The sequence below is a fragment of the Olsenella phocaeensis genome, assembly GCF_048189965.1.
Classification (GTDB): domain Bacteria; phylum Actinomycetota; class Coriobacteriia; order Coriobacteriales; family Atopobiaceae; genus Olsenella_I; species Olsenella_I phocaeensis.
Map to the genome: position 1 here is coordinate 14,336 of NZ_DBEZHV010000004.1, position 12,911 is coordinate 27,246.

Below are 12,911 nucleotides of genomic sequence, written 5' to 3' on the forward strand. Positions count from 1 at the left end.
ACGCCTCGCGTCCCTCTTGACTGCAAATATAGCTAGCCTGTACTACTTGTTTGAACAACTTAGACCTGAACGGTCGATTCTGCCGATAAACGGACTAAACGAGCTTTAGTGGACGTCTAGCCTAGGCGGGGGCGGACCCTGTCGCGCTACCATCTTCTGCAGTTTTGGAAGCCCTGGGTTGGATGTGCGCGGCGTCCGTCGCCGCAGAGTTAGGCTAGGGTGCGCGACGCGGACGGCGAGACGAGCAGGGAGAGTGGCATGCCAAGGGCGATCTTCGAGGGGATCTACCGTGACCTCAAGGGCAAGATCCAGGAGGGGAGCTATGCCTACCAGGAGTTTCTTCCCCCCGAGAGCACCCTCACCGAGGAGTACGGCTGCTCCCGCAACGCCCTGAGGCGCGCCCTCTCGATGCTCGCGGACGACGCCTACGTGCAGCCCATGCACGGCCGTGGCGTGCGCGTCATCTGGCAGCGCAAGGACCACAGCACCCAGGGCGTGCTCGAGGGCGTGGAGTCCTTCGGCGAGTACGCACGACGCAACGGTCTCGAGCCCAGCACCTCGGTCAAGTCATTTGAACATGTTGTCTGCAGCGCGGGGCTCGCGCATCGCACGGGCTTCGCCGAAGGCACGGAGCTCCTGCGCGTCGTCCGCGTGAGGTCGCTCGACGGGGTGGCACGACAGGTGGACCACGACTACTTCCTGGCCTCCGCCGCCCCCGGCCTCACCGCAGAGGTGGCCGAGGAATCGGTCTACTCCTTCCTGGAGGAGCGACTGGGCATGCGCATCCTCACCAGCAGACGCAGCATCACGGTGCAGCTCGCCACGGACGAGGACTGCAGCTACCTCGAGCTCGGCCCCTACAACTGCGTGGCGGTGGTGGAGAGCCAGTCGTACAACTCCGACGGCGTGATGTTCGAGTACACGCAGGTCAGGCACCATCCGGACGCCTTCTGCTTCAACACGGTCTCGAGGCGCTAGGGGCAGGTCCGAGGGCGCGGGGGCGGAATCGGCGAAATCGGCGAAACTCCCCGCGCGGGAGGGTGGCGGCGTCCCCGCGAAACTTCCCGCGCGAGAGGACCGAAGTGGGTGGCTTGCGGAGGAGAGAAGCGCCCACAACGGGCTTGCGGCGGTTACTCTCACCCACATCGCCCCTGTGGCGGCAGGGAGGTCCACCCACATCGTGTCTCCCGCGGCATGGCACATGAGCGAGAGGCGCGCGCAACCCCCCGTATCGACGTCAGCCCTCGATGAGGTCGCAGAGGCGTTCGAGCACCGTTGCCACGGAGAGTCCCACCACGACCTGCAGGGCCTGTCCGCGGCGCATGACGCCGACGGCCCCGGCACACACGAACTCATCGTCCGCGGCGACGAGCGCAGGGTCTGCCACGCTCACGCGCAGGCGGGTGGCGCAGCAGCTCACGTCCTCCACGTTCTGCGGCCCTCCCAGGAGCTCGAGGAGGCGCGCCGCCAGCTCGTCTCGGTCGTCAGAGGGGACCGCCGGCTGCTCCATGCCGTGGAGCGAGCGGAAGGCGCCCTTGCTTCCAAGCTCGAACTCGGGCCCCACTCCCCTGCCGGGAGTCAGGAAGTCGAAGTGCAGGATGAGCGCACGGAACGTGACGAAGTACAGCAGGGCGAAGCAGACACCCACGCCAAGGGCCGCGAGGTAGGAGCCTCCGTGGGTGGCGGCGAGGGGGACGAAGTTGAAGGACGACATCTCTATCAGGCCACCCGAGAAGACTCCGACGACCCCCAACAGGTTGATCGCCATCGAGAGCAGGGCCGCGAGGGCGGCGTGCATCACGAAGAGCGGCGGGGCCACGAAGAGGAAGGTGAACTCGAGCGGCTCCTTCACGCCGCAGAGCACGGCCGTGAGCGTGGCAGGCACGAGGAGCGCCAGGAGGCGTCGGCGGTTCTGGGGCCGGGCGGTGACGTACATGGCGGCGGCGATGCCCGGCGTCCCGAAGAGCTTGGACCAGCCCGTGGCCGTGATGGCGGCCCAGGGCGCGAGCTCCTTGAGCGGGGCCGTGCTGGCCGCGAGCTGGGGAAGGGCGTTGGCCCAGGCGGCATAGATGCCCCCGCTCACCACTACGTTGTCGTAGTATGCCGGCGCATAGAGGAGATGGTGCAGCCCAAAGGGATGAGCACCCTCTCGAGGAAGACGAAGGCCCCCACCCCCAGCGTGCCCACGCCAACGATGGCCGCCTGCAGCAGGCACATTCCTGCCTGGATGCGCGGCCAGACGAGCACCGCCACGCCGGCCAGGGGCAGCATGGCGCAGAACGAGAGCATGTACACGAAGGTCGAGCCCGAGAAGACGCCCAGCCACTCCGGCAGACGGGTGTCGAAGAAGCGGTCGTGCAGGGCTATGACGATGCCCGAGACCACGAGGGCACCCACCATGCCCATGTCGAGGGTCTTGATTCCCGCCACGAGCGCGAGGCCGGAGGCGCCACCCGGCTCGGCGGCGAAGTCGACGCCGAGCTCCGGACCCTAGGCGCCTAGAATCGCACCGACGAAGTAGTTGAAGCTGAGGTAGCCGACGAGTGCCTCCATGCAGCAGCGACTCGCCTGCTTGCGGGCGAGCCCAATGGGCAGCGATGCCGCAAAGAGCAGGGGGAGCTGGTTGAAGACGGTCCAGCCGCCGGCGAGGACGACCCGCCAGAACTGTCCCCAGGCACTGGACTCCGCGGCGAGGGGACCCATGAGGCTGGACGTGGTGAAGAGCGTGCCAAGGCCTATGACCACCCCCGCGAAGGTGAAGAGCATCACGGGAACGAACATGGCGCCGCCGAAGCGCTGGATCGCCTTCATCATGAGCCGCCGGCCCCCTGCCCCTAGCGCGTCCGACCCCTGCGCCCGGACGTCCACACCTCGAACATAGCATGGGGAGAGGCCCGTCGGCACGAACTCGTGAATCGCAACGACGACGCGCGGCGAGCGGACCGGTCGGCACGTCCAGGCACGTCCTGGCAGGAGCGCCCATGCCCGTCTGGCGGACCGTCTGCCCAGCTGCTACAATCTGCCTGCTACACCTTGCTTGCGTGACTGGGGCGAAGCAAGCCCAGCGCGGCGAGCGCACTGGGGTATCGTCCAACGGTTAGGACACGGGTTTTTGGTGCCTGGAATGTGGGTTCGAATCCTACTACCCCAGCCAACGCGGCATCGGCGGCGGAGGGAAGGCCTCTCTCTCCGCCGCCTTTTTTGTTTCCTTTTGCCCCCCGCCCGTCCGCACGATGTGCCCCTGCCCGCACGCACGGTGCCACCATGGACGGGACGAAACGGCAAGGCGAGAGGAGCGCGGCATGCGCATGTTCAAGAACGACTACTCCGAGGGCGCGGCACCCCAGATCCTGGACGCCCTCGTTCGCAGCAACGACGAGCAGTGCGTGGGATACACCGAGGGAGACCCTCACTGCGAGCGGGCCCGCGAGCTCATTCGCGCCGAGGTGGGCCGCGACGACGTGAATGTGGAGTTCTGCATCGGCGGCACCTCGGCTAACGTTGTGGGCGTGACCGGCATGCTGCACGACTGGGAGGGCGTCATCTGCACCAAGGACGCCCACATCAACGTGCACGAAACCGGCGCCATCGCCGCCTGTGGACGCACCGTGCTACCCACCCAGGACGCAGACGGCTTCCTCTCGGTAGAGCAGGCCGAGCAGGTGTACGCGCGACAGACCCTCACCGGGCGGCACATGACCCTTCCCAAGTTGGTCTACATCACCAACTCGACCGAGTTCGGGGGCGTGTGGAGTCGCGAGCGCTTCGACGCCATCTGCGACTGGGCCCAGGGGCACGAGCTCAAGGTCTTCGTCGACGGGGCGCGGCTGGGCAGCGCCCTCACCAGCGAGGGCAACGACCTCAGCCTGACGCACATCGCCGAGCGCGCGAGTGCCTTCTACATCGGCGGAACCAAGAACGGCATGCTCTTCGGCGAGGCGATGGTCATCGCCGACCCCGAGCTCAAGCGGAGCTTCCCCTATCTGGTGAAGGAGAGGGGCGGCCTCATGGCCAAGGGGCGCCTCCTGGGCGTTCAGTTCGAGGCCGCCTTCGAGCGCGACGACGGCGAGGGGAACGGCGACCGCGACGGCGAGGCGCTCTATTGGAGGCTGGCGCGGCAGGCCAACGTCTGCGCCGCGCACCTGAGGGAGGGTATGGTGACCCTGGGCTTCAGGAGCTACCTGGACTCTCCTACCAACCAGCAGTTCTTCGTGGTGTCCCCGGAGCAGGCACGAGCCTTCGACGCGGCCGTCGGCTCCGAGACCTTCGCCGTCCTGCCCACGGGCGAAGAGGTCATCCGCTTCGTCTGCTCCTGGGCCACGCGACAGGAGAACGTGGACGAGCTGTTGGGGTTTGCTGCGACCCTGGCGTAGCTGTTGGGCGCAGCGGCCGCGAGGGCGTGCTCTTCTCCGCAGCGATGGCGTCTCGCACGTGCGAGGCTCGCAGCGATAGCGCCCGGCGCGCGTCTCTCCGCATCGAGAGCGTCCAACGCGCGCGATGGCGCTTCGGCAACGTCGAACACGCCCCTCCCCGCATCGAGAGCGCCAAGCGCGCCTCCGTTTGTGCCGAAAGCGTCCAACGCGCGCGGAGGCGGCGCGTCAACTGGGGCGATGCGAGGCAGCGAGACGTGTCGGACGCTTTCGAGTGAATCAGAGACGCATTGGACGCTTTCGAGTGGATCAGAGGCGCGTTCGGCGTAGTCGGGCAGGTGAGAGACGCGTCGGGGGCGTTTTCGAGTGAATCAGAGACGCATCGGGCGTTGTCGAGCGGGCGAGAGGCGCGTTTGGCGTAGTCGAACGCTAACGAGGGACCCGCCGGCCGGCTACGCGCTCTTCATGATGACGGCACGGACCACGCCGGCAGCGCTGTCGCAGGCGTCCAGGCAGCCCTCCATGCGGTCGAAGACGCGCATCCAGCCCACCACGTGGCCGCGACGCGCCTCGTCCAGGGTGTCGTCGTGGAAGAGGTTGCGCAGGCCCTGCTCGTAGACGTTGTCGCCCTCGTCCTCGATGTTGCCCACGGCGATGGCTTTCTCCATGACCACGTGGTCGCTCTTGTAGTCGGACAGGTGGTCGAACATCACGCAGAGCTCCTTGACGGCCTGCAGGGTGAGCTCGGCCATCTGCCGCGCCTCGACGCGGGTGCCGCTCATGTTGAAGAGGTCCAGGCCCGTGCAGACGCCCTCGATGTAGTCCACGATGTCATCCATCTTGAGGGCCAGGTCAGAGATGTCGTTGCGGTCGAAGGGGGTGATGAAGGAGGCATAGAGCTCCTTCATGATCTTGCGCACGTGCTCGTCCGAGCGCCCCTCGTGGAGCTTCATGGCGGGGATCATGGTGATGGAGTCGGGGTAGCCCTCGACGAACTTCACGTAGTCCTCGGCGGTGGCAAGGATCTCGGTCGAGAAGTCTCTCAGCAGGGTGTAGAACGGGTCTTCCTTCTTGATGCGAGCCATGTCCCTCTCTTTTCTGCGCGTGGTCCGTTGGTCGTTGGAGGCCCGGCTGCCGCTCGGGCCACCGGTCAATGCGTGCCCCTAGAAGAGCACGAGGAAGAGCCGGGCGAGGAGGTACCCGATGAGCCCGCAGCCCGGGAAGGTGAATACCCAGGTCAGGACCATGTCCTTGGCGATCGCCCAGTTGACGGAGCGGACGTTCTCGGCCGCTCCGGCACCCATGATGGCCGCCGTCTTGGTGTGCGTGGTCGAGACGGGAAGGCCTGTGAGCGTGGCGACGAGCAGTGACGCCGTGGCGCTGATGGACGCGGCGAAGCCCTGGTACTTGTCCAGCTGCACCATGCTCATGCCCACGGTCTTGATGATCTTCTTGCCACCCACGGCGGTGCCCAGGGCCATGACGCCGGCGCAGAGCACCTCGATCCACAGGGGGAAGCCGCCCACGTCCGAGACGCCCATGTTCGCGGCGAGCGCGATCGCCACCATGGCGGTGGACATGAACTTCTGGCCGTCCTGGGCACCGTGCATGAGGGCCACGCCCGCGGCGCCGACCACCTGCATGCGGCCGAAGAAGTCGTTGGCGCGACGGCGGTCGGCGTTCCTGCAGGCAGCGGGGATCAACTTGGCTATGCCCCAGCCTGCCAGGTAGCCCAGGACGGTGGAGAGGACCAGGCCATAGACGACCTTGACCCACTCTCCCATGTTGACGCCGCCCAGGCCGCCGTGCACGGCGAGCGCGGCGCCGGTGAGGCCGGCGATGAGGGCATGGCTCTCTGAGGTGGGGATGCCAAAGACCCAGGCCCCCACGCCCCAGGCCACGATCCCCACCGTGGCGGCGGCGAGCGCGATGAGGGCGGCGTGCGTGTCCCCGCCGAAGTCGACCATGCCGCTCATGGTGTCGGCCACGGCGGTGGAGATGAACGACATCGCCACCAGACCCACGAAGTTGCAGACGACGCTCATCGCGATGGCCTCGTTGACGCCGATGGAACGCGTGCCCACCGGCTCGGCGATGGCGTTTGCGGCGTCCGTCGACCCGTTGACGAAGATGGTGCCCAGGATGAGCACCATCACGACCGCCAGGAAGGGGTTCGAGGCGAGTATCTGCAGGAATTGGGGGAAGCTGATCATGGGTCACCCTTCTGTCGGGTCAGGCAGACGCAGGCGGCGCAAGGCGGCCAGCTCAACCGCCCTGGTGACCTGGAGGTGTAACCATGCCCCAGCGGCACCAGGTCAGATTATATAGCCTTGGGCGGGGCGTCGCGCCAAGGACCGCAAATGCAGGGACGTCCCCGAGGACGGCTAGAGTGAGCAGGACCAACGCAGGTTCTCGTCGTCCGCCTGGGCCACCACGTCGGGGACGAGCGAGAGGCGCCCGGCCTCCCAGCAGCGGTGCTCGCGCACGACGGAGGCGGGGACGCCGGCCACGGTCACGTCGTCGGGCACGTCGTGGAGCACCACGGCGCCGGCCCCGACCTTGGAGCCGTTGCCTATGCGAATGTCGCCCAGGATGGTGGCGCGCGCTCCGACCATGACGTTGTTGCCCAGGGTGGGATGCCGCTTGCCCGCATGCTTGCCCGTCATGCCCAGGGTGACGCCCTGGTAGAGCATCACGTCGTCGCCTATCACCGCCGTGGCGCCGATAACCACGCCCGTGCCGTGGTCTATGACGAAGCGACGGCCTATTGTCGCAGCGGGGTGGATCTCGACCCCGAGGCGACGGCGCGTGCGCTGCGAGAGGTAGGTGGCAAGCCTGCGCGCACCGTGCTCCCAGAGCCAGTGGTTGCGCCGGTACGACCACACAGCATGCAGGCCCGTGGCAAAGAGGACGACGTCGCGGGCGGAGGTCGCACTGGGGTCGCGGTCGAGCACCGCCTGGACGTCCTCGCGCAGACGCTCGCGCAGGGTCAGGCGCGGCCGGTCCTGCGCGGCGGCACCGGATGCCACGGACCCGCGGGTACCGGCGAGCTGGTGGCCTGCCTCTATAAGTTCCATGATGTCCCTCTCCCCCGACCTTGCCTTGCGCGCTCCCACGTGCCTCGGTCCCCGTCGCGCTGGGCCTCCCCCGAGGCCCGTTCACGTGCCTGGTAGGACGCCAGGCGCCGGAGTCGCAGGCGCGGCTCCGGCAACCACCCCCTAGAGCTCCATCGAGAGGTAGCGCTCGCCCGTGTCGGGCAGGATGGCGACGATGACCTTGCCCGCGTACTCGGCGCGACCGGCGAGCTCGACTGCCGCCGCGACCGCCGCGCCGGACGAGATGCCCACCAGGAGCCCCAGCTCGTCCGCAAGGCGCTTCTTTGTCTGGATGGCGTCCTCGGAGCTCACGGGAAGGACCTCGTCCACCACGGAGGCGTCGTAGTTCTTGGGGACGAAGCCCGCCCCGATCCCCTGGATGCGATGACCGCCGGCCGGCTTGCCCGCCAGGACCTGCGACTCCTCGGGCTCGACGGCGACGGCGCGGACGTCGGCCCTCCGCTCCTTCAGGTAGCGCGCGGTGCCCGAGATGGTCCCGCCGGTGCCCACGCCCGCGACGATGGCGTCCACCTTTCCGTCGGTGTCGGCCCAGACCTCGGGGCCGGTGGTCTGGTAGTGGGCACGGGGGTTTGCCGGATTCTCGAACTGACCGGCGATGATGGAGCCGGGGATGCTGGCGCGCAGCTCCTCGGCACGGGCGATGGCGCCCCTCATGCCCAGTTTGCCGGGGGTGAGCTCGATGCGCGCGCCGTAGCTCGCGGCGAGCTTACGGCGCTCGACGGACATGGTCTCGGGCATGACCAGGATCATGTGGTAGCCGCGCGCGGCGCTGAGCATGGCCAGGCCGACGCCGGTGTTGCCGCTGGTGGGCTCGATCACGGTGCCGCCGGGGCGCAGGCTGCCGTCGGCCTCGGCCGCGTCGAGCATGGCGCGGGCGACACGGTCCTTCACGGAGCCGCCGGGGTTGGTGGCCTCGTACTTGCCTAGGATGGTGGCCTTGCCGTCGGCGAGGGCCGACAGGTCGACGAGCGGGGTGCTGCCGATGAGGGCATCAATCTTCTCTGCGTAGTTCATGGTGGGTTCCTCTCGGATTGAAGGGGGTGCTTCTTGGGGTGGTTCCGGGGTTGTGGCGGGAATGGCGAGACAGGGGGTGACGCTTCCGCCCCCGCATACAAAAAGGCGGAGACGCACTGCGCCTCCGCCTCATGTCGTTCTGTCTTCTGCTGCCGGAGCTTGTCCGGCGCGGGGTCTTCCCGGCCTATGCGCGGGCGACCCGACATCGACGTCGAGGGAGGCGGGGGAAGGAGCGACAACAGGCGCAGGTAATGTTGCGAAGCTGCTGGCTCACGTCTTCTTCCTTCCCGCCCGTGTGGGCTCGTCGGAGCGACGCCATAGGAGCGACGCCCTAATTCCTAGCGTTACAGTAGGTATTAAAGGCCGCAGCCGGTCTTGCGTCAAGCGAGAACGGCGTTCCGGCATCCCGCGCAACGCATTCGTAACAGTCGGGGTGGGCACACGGCGGACGGGCGGCGGGCGCGTGGCAGGACGGGCGTCGAACACGCGGCGGGACCCTGGGCCCTGGGACGGGTGCGCGGCGCGGGCCTTCTCCCCGCGACCTCCCCCGATGGCCAGGTCCTCAGAATTTGAAATTCTGTTGACTGGATTTCTCCTACCAGAGGTTATGCAAAGCAGGTCAACAAGATTATATTTTCTGCTGACTTCATCCAACTTCGCTCGCATGCAAACGCCATCGCTCGAACCATCCGACCCATCCAGTAGACTCAGGCGAGAAGGGAAGCGACCTCGGGAGGGAAGATGCGCGCCAAGCCCCGGCTCCTCGCGCTCGACATGGACGGCACCCTGCTCGACTCGCGGAAGCAGGTCTCGCCCCGCACGCTCTCTGCCGTGCGAGAACTGACAGGCCGCGGCGTCGTGGTGGCGCTCTCGACCGGGCGCGGCCTTGCCGAGATCGCCGACTACTCCCGCGAGCTCGCCTTCCTCACCCACGCCTCGCTCGACAGCGGCGGCCTCGTGTACGACCTGCGCGCCCGACGCGCGATCCACCGCTCGTCCATCCCCCGGGAGGAGCTCGTGGCCTGCCTCGACGCCGCGGAGGCGGAGGGCGCCATGACGCATCTGGCCACCTGCAGCCTCTCCGTCGTTCAGCGCGGGCTCATCAGACGCTGCGCGGAGTTCAACGTGGGCGTGTACCGCTCCATGTTCGAACGAAACTACACGGAGGTCGACGACCTGCGCTCCTATGCGCTCGAGCACGCGGACGAGGTCGTGAAGGTGGACATCCACCACCACGATGCAGCTGGGCGCGACCGCAGCCGGAAGGCACTCGAGGCGAAGACGGAGCTCGTCCTTGCCGATGCCGAGGTCGGGTCCCTCGAGTGCACGCCGCAGGGCGTGAGCAAGGCGTCGGGCCTCCAGCGCCTCTGCGAGCTCCTGGACGTTCCCATCGAGCTCGCCGTCGCCGTGGGGGACGACGACAACGACCTGGCCGTGCTTCACGCCGCCGGGACGGCGGTCGCCATGGGCAATGCCAACGAGCGCGTGCGCGCCGCCTGCGACCTGGTCGTGGCAGACTGCGACCACGATGGAATCGTCGAGGTCATCGAGCGGCTCTTCTAGGTGCTCCCCATCATGCCCCGCAGGTGCTAAGGCGCGGGGCGATCGTCCGGGCGAGAGGGGCGAGCGACAGCATCCTGTGAGACTGTGAGAAATGCCGTCGAAGGAAGCCAACCACTACGAGCAACCACCAGCACCTCTCGCTTCCGCTAAAGTTATCCAAGACTTATCCATTGAGCGCCGCCCCTGGGAGGGCAATGAGGGGAGCCGAGGCATGGGCATCTTGAAGACAATCTTCAACAACACGGCTGAACCCCGGGGCTTCTGGGGACGGCTGATGGCGCGGGGGATGAACAGCGGCCACGCCAGGCAGGCCATCTGGGGCATTGGTCTCATGGACATCCCCGCAGGGGCTCGCATCCTCGACGTGGGCTGCGGCGGGGGCGGCAACATCGCGCGACTCCTCGAGCGCGATGCGAGCTGTCACGTCACGGGGCTCGACCACTCCTCCGTGAGCGTCGCGGAGTCCCGGGCGCTCAACGCAAACGCAGTCGAGTCCGGATCCTGCGACGTCGTCCAGGGTGGGGTCCAGGACCTGGCGAGCCTCTTCCCTCCCGCATCCTTTGACGTGGTCACGGCCTTCGAGACCATCTACTTCTGGCCCGACGTCCAGGGGTGCTTCCGCAGGGTCCATGACGTCCTCGCGCCGGGCGGAAGCCTCTACGTAGTGAACGAGGAGGCGGTGGACACCTCCTCCGCCCACAGGTGGGAGGGCCTGATCGACGGCATGAGCGTCTACGAGCCGGAAGACATCGTCCGGATGCTCAGGGACGCGGGCTTCGAGGACGTGAGCCGCACCGACGAGACCAGGCGCAACTGGCTCTGCGTCCGCGCGAGGAGGCTGCGCTAGCCCCTCCGGTCGAGGCTGCCGGGCGAGAGGGGCGTCCCCCCCTACTCCGCACCCTCCAGGAAGCCGCCGGTCTGGCGGTTCCAGAGGCCAGCGTACTCGCCGCCCGCCTCGACCAGTTCGTGGTGGGTGCCGTCCTCCACGATCCTGCCGTCCGAGAGCACGACGATGCGGTCCAGCGACGCCACGGTCGAGAGGCGATGCGCGACGACGATGGCGGTGCGTCCGCGCATCAGGTTCTCGAGCGCGCCCTGGACCAGCGCCTCCGACTCGGAGTCGAGCGCACTCGTCGCCTCGTCCAGGACCAGGATGGGCGCGTCCACCAAGATGGCGCGGGCTATGGCCACGCGCTGGCGCTGTCCGCCGCTGAGCTTGACGCCCCTCTCGCCCACCATGGTGTCCATGCCCTGTGGCAGGCGGTCTATGAACTCGAGGGCGTTCGCCTCGGCGGCCGCGGCGCGAATCTGCCCCTCGGTGGCGTCAGGCCGGCCGTAGGCGATGTTCTCCCTGATGCTGCGGTGGAAGAGCAGGGCCTCCTGGGGCACGTATGCGACCTGCTGGCGCAGGGACTGCTGGGTGCAGCGGCTCACGTCCTGGCCGTCCACGAGCACGCGGCCCTCCTGCACGTCGTCCAGGCGCAGGAGGAGCTTGGTCAGCGTGGTCTTGCCGGAGCCCGAGCGACCGACCAGCCCGACGCGCTGGCCCGCGGGGATGTGCAGGTTGAGGTCTCGGAAGACCTTGTCGTCCTCCTGGGCGTCGGCGTAGCGGAAGCCGATGTGCTCGAAGTCGATGCGGCCCTCCCCCACCCTGAGCGCCTCGGCGCCCTCGTCGTCGGCCACGAGCGTGGGCTCGTCCAGGACGCGCGTCATCTCGGCCGCGTCGCCTAGGGAGCGGTTGATGCGCTGCATCATGGAGTTGAAGTAGTTGAAGCGCATGGTCAGGTTGTAGGTGTAGGTGAACATCATGACCAGCGTGCCCGCGCTGATGCCGAACCAGGCGTTGCCGCCCGACACGAAGACCGAGACCACGAACATGATCGCCGTGATGAGCGCCGAGGTGGTGAAGCCGCGACGCATGGTGGCGCGCATGTTGGCGTTCTCGGCCGCCATGGCCTCGCGGTCGGCGGCGGTGAAGGTCTGGCGCTCGAAGTCCTCGCGCCCGTAGGTCTTGACGGCCAGGATGTTGGTCACGGCGTCCGAGAGCACGCCCGAGAGGCGGTTCTGGGCGGTCGACGCCTGCGCAGCGAGGGGAAGGATGCGCTTGTACATGCGGTAGGCCAGGACCACGTAGACCACGAGCATGACCATGAGGATGGCCACGAAGCTGGGGGCAACCGGCGCGAGCATGCCCACGGTGAGCACGATGGAGGCCAGCGTGGGGTACAGGCTGTAGGTGACCACGTCGACGAGGCCCGAGTAGCCCGAGACGAAGCGCGAGGTCTGGCTCACCAGGCTGCCGCCGAAGCGGCTGTTGTGGAAGGTCATCGACTGGTTGGAGAGCGTGTCGAAGCAGAGGCGCGAGAGCTGGTAGTTGCCGTTGATCTCGAGCTGGTAGACCGAGAGGTCCTGCAGCTTGGAGAGGGTCTGGCCCAGGGCGTTTACCAGGAGGAGGGCCAGGACGTAGGGGCCGAAGTCCGCGAGGACCTGGTCTGCGGCGACGGGCGAGGCCTGAACGCGGTCCACTATGAGGCCCATCACGTAGGTGTTCGCGAAGGTGAGAAGGGCGGTGTAGCCCACGGAGCTGACCACCGAGAGCGCGAAGGCCCCGGGCCGCTGGCGGGTGACCCACCAGAAGTAGTGGAGGGTGCGGCGGATGGTGTTGCGGTCGTTGGAGTTGGTGGTGCTGCGAAGGCTCATGTGCTGCTCCTGCTGGCATCGGTCGGGGAGGCTCGCGCGCGGGCCTCTTCGCAGGATGCCCGTTGGGGGCGGGCCTTAAGCAGGGATGCCAAAATGCATACGCGGAGGCGAGGAGGTCAGCGAGGCAGGGACGCCAGCTCGCGCACGC

General features: G+C 67.6%; 10 protein-coding genes, 1 tRNA gene and 1 pseudogene. 5 read left to right on the top strand and 7 right to left on the bottom strand.

The features are described 5' to 3' along the window. Positions 1–258: 258 nt before the first annotated feature. On the top strand, positions 259–978 hold the full coding sequence (locus tag ACMPH2_RS00660) for a GntR family transcriptional regulator (protein WP_009278586.1): 720 nt from the start codon (positions 259–261) through the stop codon (positions 976–978). 259 nt (positions 979–1,237) lie between these two features. On the opposite strand, the gene ACMPH2_RS00665 is transcribed toward ACMPH2_RS00660, so the two are convergent. Together ACMPH2_RS00665 and ACMPH2_RS00670 are read right to left on the bottom strand one after the other, a co-directional pair. After that, positions 1,238–1,798: a glucose PTS transporter subunit EIIB gene (locus ACMPH2_RS00665; protein ID WP_417118424.1), complete on the bottom strand. Its 561-nt coding sequence runs from the start codon at positions 1,796–1,798 to the stop codon at positions 1,238–1,240. Between the two features lie 42 nt (positions 1,799–1,840). Continuing rightward, positions 1,841–2,814, bottom strand: a pseudogene (locus ACMPH2_RS00670) (PTS sugar transporter subunit IIC); the annotation flags it as partial. Between the two features lie 265 nt (positions 2,815–3,079). Here ACMPH2_RS00670 and ACMPH2_RS00675 point away from each other — a divergent pair. Continuing rightward, positions 3,080–3,154, top strand: a tRNA-Gln gene (locus ACMPH2_RS00675). Between the two features lie 148 nt (positions 3,155–3,302). Then, a complete protein-coding gene (locus tag ACMPH2_RS00680) occupies positions 3,303–4,373 on the top strand; it encodes a threonine aldolase family protein (RefSeq protein ID WP_417118343.1) in 1,071 nt (356 codons plus the stop codon). Positions 4,374–4,822: 449 nt separating this feature from the next. Here ACMPH2_RS00680 and ACMPH2_RS00685 read toward each other — a convergent pair whose 3' ends face one another. From ACMPH2_RS00685 to cysK, 4 genes are all read right to left on the bottom strand, one after another. After that, the gene (locus ACMPH2_RS00685; protein ID WP_417118344.1) at positions 4,823–5,455 is read right to left on the bottom strand and encodes a DUF47 domain-containing protein; all 633 of its coding nucleotides are present in this window, start codon (positions 5,453–5,455) and stop codon (positions 4,823–4,825) included. Positions 5,456–5,533: 78 nt separating this feature from the next. Then, a complete protein-coding gene (locus ACMPH2_RS00690) occupies positions 5,534–6,583 on the bottom strand; it encodes an inorganic phosphate transporter (RefSeq protein WP_417118345.1) in 1,050 nt (349 codons plus the stop codon). A gap of 171 nt (positions 6,584–6,754) precedes the next feature. Next, positions 6,755–7,447 (bottom strand): serine O-acetyltransferase, encoded by a 693-nt coding sequence (gene cysE / locus ACMPH2_RS00695; RefSeq protein WP_417118346.1) that lies wholly within the window; start codon positions 7,445–7,447, stop codon positions 6,755–6,757. A gap of 141 nt (positions 7,448–7,588) precedes the next feature. Next, on the bottom strand, positions 7,589–8,500 hold the full coding sequence (cysK, locus tag ACMPH2_RS00700; protein ID WP_417118347.1) for a cysteine synthase A: 912 nt from the start codon (positions 8,498–8,500) through the stop codon (positions 7,589–7,591). Between the two features lie 741 nt (positions 8,501–9,241). Here cysK and ACMPH2_RS00705 point away from each other — a divergent pair. Both ACMPH2_RS00705 and ACMPH2_RS00710 read left to right on the top strand, forming a co-directional pair. Then, positions 9,242–10,063: an HAD-IIB family hydrolase gene (locus tag ACMPH2_RS00705; RefSeq protein ID WP_303132506.1), complete on the top strand. Its 822-nt coding sequence runs from the start codon at positions 9,242–9,244 to the stop codon at positions 10,061–10,063. A 211-nt stretch (positions 10,064–10,274) separates the two neighbouring features. Next, entirely contained in the window at positions 10,275–10,910 is a 636-nt protein-coding gene (locus ACMPH2_RS00710; RefSeq protein ID WP_303132505.1) for a class I SAM-dependent methyltransferase, read from the top strand. Between the two features lie 41 nt (positions 10,911–10,951). Here ACMPH2_RS00710 and ACMPH2_RS00715 read toward each other — a convergent pair whose 3' ends face one another. Continuing rightward, positions 10,952–12,763 carry an ABC transporter ATP-binding protein gene (locus tag ACMPH2_RS00715; protein ID WP_314639052.1) on the bottom strand — a complete coding sequence of 604 codons (1,812 nt, stop codon included), beginning with the start codon at positions 12,761–12,763 and terminating at the stop codon, positions 10,952–10,954. Positions 12,764–12,911 lie beyond the last annotated feature (148 nt).

Bases quoted from the DNA above. Each gene is read 5' to 3' on its own strand.
- ACMPH2_RS00660 (WP_009278586.1), top strand. From the start codon at position 259: ATGCCAAGGGCGATCTTCGAGGGGATCTACCGTGACCTCAAGGGCAAG.
- ACMPH2_RS00665 (WP_417118424.1), bottom strand. From the start codon at position 1,798: ATGCACGCCGCCCTCGCGGCCCTGCTCTCGATGGCGATCAACCTGTTG.
- ACMPH2_RS00680 (WP_417118343.1), top strand. From the start codon at position 3,303: ATGCGCATGTTCAAGAACGACTACTCCGAGGGCGCGGCACCCCAGATC.
- ACMPH2_RS00685 (WP_417118344.1), bottom strand. From the start codon at position 5,455: ATGGCTCGCATCAAGAAGGAAGACCCGTTCTACACCCTGCTGAGAGAC.
- ACMPH2_RS00690 (WP_417118345.1), bottom strand. From the start codon at position 6,583: ATGATCAGCTTCCCCCAATTCCTGCAGATACTCGCCTCGAACCCCTTC.
- cysE (WP_417118346.1), bottom strand. From the start codon at position 7,447: ATGGAACTTATAGAGGCAGGCCACCAGCTCGCCGGTACCCGCGGGTCC.
- cysK (WP_417118347.1), bottom strand. From the start codon at position 8,500: ATGAACTACGCAGAGAAGATTGATGCCCTCATCGGCAGCACCCCGCTC.
- ACMPH2_RS00705 (WP_303132506.1), top strand. From the start codon at position 9,242: ATGCGCGCCAAGCCCCGGCTCCTCGCGCTCGACATGGACGGCACCCTG.
- ACMPH2_RS00710 (WP_303132505.1), top strand. From the start codon at position 10,275: ATGGGCATCTTGAAGACAATCTTCAACAACACGGCTGAACCCCGGGGC.
- ACMPH2_RS00715 (WP_314639052.1), bottom strand. From the start codon at position 12,763: ATGAGCCTTCGCAGCACCACCAACTCCAACGACCGCAACACCATCCGC.